General features: G+C 60.7%; 8 protein-coding genes. 2 read left to right on the top strand and 6 right to left on the bottom strand.

Annotated features, from left to right (window positions below; genetic code table 11):
* Positions 1-39 precede the first annotated feature (39 nt).
* The 4 genes from DQ229_RS14210 to DQ229_RS14225 form a co-directional block, all read right to left on the bottom strand.
* Positions 40-1350, bottom strand: a complete 1311-nt coding sequence (locus DQ229_RS14210; RefSeq protein ID WP_238381095.1) for a DUF6538 domain-containing protein — start codon at positions 1348-1350, stop codon at positions 40-42.
* A 54-nt stretch (positions 1351-1404) separates the two neighbouring features.
* Positions 1405-1590 (bottom strand): hypothetical protein, encoded by a 186-nt coding sequence (locus DQ229_RS14215; protein ID WP_114966929.1) that lies wholly within the window; start codon positions 1588-1590, stop codon positions 1405-1407.
* Between the two features lie 4 nt (positions 1591-1594).
* Positions 1595-1840, bottom strand: coding sequence for a hypothetical protein (locus tag DQ229_RS14220; protein WP_114966930.1), 246 nt, complete (start codon positions 1838-1840; stop codon positions 1595-1597).
* 188 nt (positions 1841-2028) lie between these two features.
* Entirely contained in the window at positions 2029-2772 is a 744-nt protein-coding gene (locus DQ229_RS14225) for a sulfotransferase family 2 domain-containing protein (RefSeq protein WP_114966931.1), read from the bottom strand.
* 137 nt (positions 2773-2909) lie between these two features.
* On the opposite strand from DQ229_RS14225, the gene DQ229_RS14230 reads away from it, so the two are divergent.
* Positions 2910-3698 carry a hypothetical protein gene (locus DQ229_RS14230; RefSeq protein WP_155326534.1) on the top strand — a complete coding sequence of 263 codons (789 nt, stop codon included), beginning with the start codon at positions 2910-2912 and terminating at the stop codon, positions 3696-3698.
* Here DQ229_RS14230 and DQ229_RS14235 read toward each other — a convergent pair.
* Complete coding sequence (locus tag DQ229_RS14235) at positions 3680-4750, bottom strand: NAD-dependent epimerase/dehydratase family protein (protein ID WP_114966933.1); 1071 nt, start codon at positions 4748-4750, stop codon at positions 3680-3682. The two genes, DQ229_RS14230 and DQ229_RS14235, sit on opposite strands and share 19 nt — an antisense overlap.
* A gap of 129 nt (positions 4751-4879) precedes the next feature.
* The gene (locus DQ229_RS14240; protein ID WP_114966934.1) at positions 4880-5641 is read right to left on the bottom strand and encodes a hypothetical protein; all 762 of its coding nucleotides are present in this window, start codon (positions 5639-5641) and stop codon (positions 4880-4882) included.
* 47 nt (positions 5642-5688) lie between these two features.
* Here DQ229_RS14240 and DQ229_RS14245 point away from each other — a divergent pair, with 47 nt between their 5' ends.
* A complete protein-coding gene (locus DQ229_RS14245; protein ID WP_238381096.1) occupies positions 5689-5859 on the top strand; it encodes a hypothetical protein in 171 nt (56 codons plus the stop codon).
* Positions 5860-5898 lie beyond the last annotated feature (39 nt).

Raw genomic sequence — 5898 nt, forward strand, 5'->3', positions numbered from 1 at the left:
CGGCCCGCTCCTCGAACGACTCGATGTCCGGCACCGGGGTCATGACGGCAACCGGAGGCTGTCAACGATGGCGCGCTTCTGCTCGTCCGAGATACCTGCCGAGTAGATCGAGTAGGTCAGCCGGTTCTCCGACCGGGACGACTGGTGGCCCACCAGCGACGCGGTGAAGTGCTCAGGAACACCGGCCCGTTCACACTGGGTGATGAACCACTTGCGGGTCGAATGGAACACCAGCCCGGGCCGGTCGACTCCAACCTGCCGCCGTAAAGTCGCGAAGCGTTTCGTCACCAGCGAGACCTTCAGGTCGGGAAACAGCGGCCCTTCCGCCGGGAACTCACCCATCTGGTCCTGAAGCACCGCGTGAAGCGGCACCACCCGTTCCGAGGCCTCGGTCTTCAGCCCCCGCAGCCGGTTGGGGCGAACCAGCGCGAAGACCCCGAGGTTGCCCTTGGTGACAAGATCGTCACCGAGCAGACCCACGGCCTCACCCGCCCGCATCCCCGTGAGGAGGCAGAAGACGATCACCCGGTGAAGCGAATGGTCACGATCGGCGATCAGCCGTCGCACCTCGTCGTCGGTCGGAACGGCATAGGGCGCAGGACGGACCCGCTGGTCGAACTTGACGGTCGCGAAGGGGTTGGTCGCGAGGTGTCCCTCCCTGACCGCCCAGCTGAGGAACTGCGACACCTGCGAGATTACCCGGCGCTGTGTTCTGGCGGTGATCACCGACCGTTGACGCGCCGAGAACGCCAGCAGCGCTTCCAGGTCGAGCTTCCGGGTCCGATGCGACTTGCCGATCGTTGGCGACAACTGCCCCACCTGCTCCGTAAAGCGCAGGGCGTCGGCCCGGGACAGGGAGACAACCGGCTTAGCTCCATAGGCTGAAGCGAACAGACCGACCGAGTAGCGCACGCTCTTGAAACCGCCGGGTTGGAGTTCCCTGGCCCGTTTCCTCAGGTATTCGGTCGCCAGTTCGTCCACCTTGCGACGCGAGGCAGTACGACTACGATCCGGCTGGAAGGCGACGGCAGGCAGCGCACCCCGCTCCCCGTCCAGTGCCGCCCGGAGCGTGTCAGCGGCGTGACGCCAGACGTCCTCAGGGGCCGCCGGGTCGGGTTGGTCTGCGACCAGTTCCAGCGAGGCTTTCCCCGTGGTGCGGGTGGTCGCGACGATCTGGTCGTAGCGGGCATTGACTTCAGCGGCGCGGGTCCGGGCAACGCGGGGGTCGCTGGTCTTGAGGGACTGCTTCAGTGCCTGCGTGCCCAGGATGAACCGGACGTCCGCCGGGTAGTTGCGCCGGAACATCCAGGTCTGGTCCTTGAGATAGGCATACTTGATTCTGATGGACATGACTCCTCCTTCCCCGGAAGAGGCCCGGGGTGGTCGTGTTGAAATTGTGGGGGATCAGGAGCGGAGCGCGACGATCAGGTCGAACTCTGGCTCCCCGTAGTGGCCCGCGAACGGACCCGTGAGGGCGATGCCGGTGACGCGGTCTTCCTCGACCGTAAGCACCTCGAAATCGTGTTCGGGCACGTCATCGAAGGCGGCGATCCGGATGATCGAACCGGGTTTCAGTTGTTCGTGGTCCATGGCTTCAGGCCTTGACCAGAACAGCGTCGAGGATGAAGAAGCCGAAGATCAGCCCGAAGGGCACCGGCACCAGCGACGGTGCGAACGGCACCAGCGCGAAGAGCGACAGCGCCCCGGCGGTGTAGATGGCGGCCCCGGCAAGGCTCTGAGGAATCGCCAGACGGCGGCGCCAGCGCACCCGCAGGACGTGGCCGAGGACGGTGCGAACCGACAGCCCCGTGGCCGCCCAGACGGTGAAGGTGGTCAGCATTTCAATCTCCTGTATCTAGGTTTCTTTATTTAGATACAGGGGTTTGCGCGGTTTTCGAGAATGGAAACTGTGTCGCGTTGCGCCAACTTATGTTGATCTGCGCCGGGCGCGCCAACGGGAGATCTGGACACTTGAGCTGAAAAATGCCCTGATCACACGTGTGGGCCGAAGTGTTGCTATGCGGATGCTCACCAGAAGCACCGTTGAGAAAACCGGCGACGGATCCGGCACAGGGTTCCTTGCAGTGCCGTCTGTCGGTCTCCGACGGCGCCAAGTGATGGTTCGATTACGTCGGGATGCGCGCGCTCATATCCCAACCGTTCGAAATCAGCGGCGTAGTGTTCCACGATGCGTTCAAGATCCGCAGGGCCAACCAGCTGACGCGCCGATCTTGCTGCAGGCGTTTCAGCCGCGTTGCAGTGTGGCACCTTTGCCCGAAATGACCTGCTTGCGGTGACCGTATTCAGCCATTCGACAACCTTGGTCATCCCGTCCTCTATCCGAAACAGGGCCGTATCGGAGCCTGGAAGGAACTCCACTTGGCAACGCAGGTGATTGTCTCGCGCGCCAGGGTTGTGTTGGGCGAGGTCAAGCGCCTCTTGCAGCCAGTCGCCGAAAGGCGGGGACGGGTCGAGCTCGCGCAGCTTGGAATCGTAATGATACTCGCTCACAATACGCGAAACAGGGTGTCGTATGACAGCGAAAGTTGCATCGAAGAACCGCGCGGGAAACAGCCGATCGAGCTGTTCGCGTGTGAGGTGCTGAGGCGATACCACCGTGGCACGACCCTCGGAGGGTCGTATCAGGTGACGTTCATCGGCAAAGGCCAGCGGCCCGAACCTGCGGCTCAGGTATCGGGTAAGGGATGCGCCTCCGCATTTGGGCACATGGGCGAAATAGATCAGCTGTCGGGCGGACTTGATGATGGGCATGTGAGGCGATCCATGCTAGTTTTCCGACCATGATATGAGAAGGCAGATTTCAAGGGAACCCCATGCACTTGCCACGGTTTTTCGCTCCGCGGCCGAAAGCGCACCCGCGCAAACCAGAGGCCTTGAGGATCACGGCCGTGATTGCCCTGCGTGACGATGCCGCCTATGGCCATGCCTATTTCCAAAACATGGCCGAACAGGGGGTCGAGGCGATCGTGATCGAGAACGACGCCACGCCCGAGACGCGCGCCATCATCGATACCTGGGCAAGCCATGGCGTGGTGCGCGAGGTGCTCAATCATCCCTATGAGGGGCACATGGACTGGTCGGGTCTTCTGGCGCACAAGCAGGAGGTTGTGAACACCCGCGACAGTGACTGGTTCATCTTGTGGGATTCGGACGAATTGCGCGAGCCGCCCGAAGGGTACGCGACGCTGCGCGAGGCATTCTTCGCAGCCGGCGCTGATGGTTTCGACACGATCAATTTCGACGAGTTCGTATTTGTTCCGACCTCTGCCGGGGAAGACTATGTCGGGCGGGACTTTCGAGCCGAAATGCGAAACTATTACTTCTTTCAGCCGCGAAAATGGCAGCGGCTGAACGCATTTCGCAAGCTCGACCGACCGATCGACCTGATGGCGGGAGCCGGGCACCAGGTACGGTTTCGGGGGCAGCGGATATGGCCGCATGACTGCGTGCTGCGGCACTATCTGTTCCTGAGCGATGCCCATGGCCGGGCGAAATACGGCCGCCGCACGGTTTCCGAGGCCGACCACAAACGGGGATGGATGCTGGAACGTGCGCGCACGACAGTCGAGAGCTTCCGCTTGCCCGACCCCGCACTCACCCATGTCAAGGCCGGGGGCTGGGACAGGTCAAGGCCGCTCAAGCGTCACCCCTGTTTTGTCTACGAAGACGCGCCGTAGAGGCGCCAATAGTAGGCGACTGTCTCATCCAGCAGGCTTTCAAGTTCACGCGAAGGGCTCCAGCCAAGCTGGTTACGCTCGGCGCTGATGTCCATGATGCGTCGGTCGCAATCTTCATAACCGGGGCCGTAAAAATCCATGGAAGACACGATCTCGATGGGATGGCGGGCAAAGCGGGTTTCGCCCGACACGCGCACAAAGGTCTGCCGCACGGCCTCGGCCAGTTCGCGCATGCTGACCTCGTTGCGGGGATTGCCGATATTGTAGATATGATTGAGCGAGCGCTGTGGCTGATCGAGGATGGCCATCAGCGCATCGATCGCATCATGAACCGAGGTAATCGTCCTGCGCGCATGGCCGCCATCGACCAGTTGTATCGGGATCCCGCGCAGCACGGCCGAAATGAACATCGGCAACACCCGCGGAACGCCTTCGGATTCTATGCCGGGCAGGTAATCCATCCGCGGACCGAAGAAATTGAACGGGCGAATTATCGCAAATTGCAATCCGGATTCGTGATGGTGGGCATAGACGAGGCGTTCCAGCATCTGCTTGGCGCAAGCATAGGACCACCGCTGGTTCCTCACTGGCCCCATGATCAGCGGTGAGTTCTCGGCATTCATCATGTAAAGCGCGGGGTCGACATCGTCATATCCCCCGAGATAGCTGGCGATTGTCTTGCCATAGACCTCGGAGGTCGAGAAATGCACCAGCTTGCGGCCCAGTCGCGCGGCAAGCTCTATGACCGGATAGGCCTCGAACAGATTGACATGAATCGTCCGCAGCGCCTCGGTATTGTAGCGCGAGGGGTGGCAGATGGCCGAGAGATTGAATACCCAATCACAATCGGCCACGTCCTGCTCCAGCCGCGCAAGGCTTTCGGGGCCGCCAAGGCGCTCCTGGCGGAAGGAGAGAGCGGGATGGTCGAGCAGGTGGCTGATCCGCTTGCAGTCGGGATCCCAGCCGATGATGGAAACACCTTCCCGGGCCAGCAGCCGATCAAGCAGATGCGAGCCAATGAAACCGCCGCAGCCTGTTACCAGTATTTTCATGTTCGTATCTGCCTGTGTTGTTCAGGCGATACCTAGCGCAGTTCACGATCTGCACAATTTACCGACATTCAGAAAAAATCATACACCTGAAAAAGATTGCACCCCTGCAACACTTCCGCTTCGAGCGGGTCATCCCCCCTGCCAGAAGTTTCGCCACCGCTTTCTCAGCGAGCGGGGCTTGGGCAGCTTGTTGTGGGCCCGGAAATGGGCTTTGAACAATTGGTAGAAGGCTTCTTCCCGGTCGTCCATCTGCTGCAGAAAAGCATTCATCTGCTGGCGTGCGGGGTCATGATCATAGCCGCTGCCCTTGTCATGGCACACAGTAACCGACAGGTCCCGCAAGACATCGAATCCGCGTGATGCCGCGTAGCAGTTTGCAAGGGTATCGATGCCCCAACCAAGATTGTTGGCTTCATAATCGAGTTCGTGCATCCGCCAGACAACATCGCGCGATAGCGCCCATGCGATAGCGTCCGTGTGTGTGACGTGATGCAGCGCCGTGTTTGGAACCGGCGCGATCAGTGTGTTTCGTTCCGTCCAAAAACAACTGTCGATATTCGGCGCCCATACCCCCAACCGAGGTCGCGTATCGGCTGCCCGTTTCAATGCACCTACTAGATCATGCCAAGAGCCGTGCGAGGCATCGGCCTGAATCTGCAGCAGGAAATCCTCGTCCCCATGGGCCATCAGGACTTCTTTGAACTTGGGTCCGAAGAAGGAATGGTCATCGATGCCAATCCAGTTGCCCGGCCCGTCTTCCCGTTGCCCTGATTGATTACTGTAGACAACGCTCAGCCTTTGCACACACCCATCCAACTCCCGGGCAATTGCATGCGCCTTTCCGTGATGGCCGTGCCAACTGATGATCGCTGCGTGAACGGACTTGGCCATGTATTCGGGCTGAAGAGAGATAGATTCAAGGCGTTGGCCAACATAACGTGGTTTTGCGTTTACTTGTCAAGCAAGCCGCTGAAGAACATTTCACCGCGTCGCTGGTGGGCCACCAGTCGTCACGGTCGGAGAACCGGCTGACCTACTCGATCTACTCGGCAGGTATCTCGGACGAGCAGAAGCGTGCCATCGTCGACAGCCTCCGGTTGCCGTCATGACCCCGGTGCCGGACATCGAGTCGTTCGAGGAGCGGGCCG

Source organism: Alkalilacustris brevis (assembly GCF_003350345.1).
GTDB classification, from domain to species: Bacteria; Pseudomonadota; Alphaproteobacteria; order Rhodobacterales; family Rhodobacteraceae; genus Alkalilacustris; species Alkalilacustris brevis.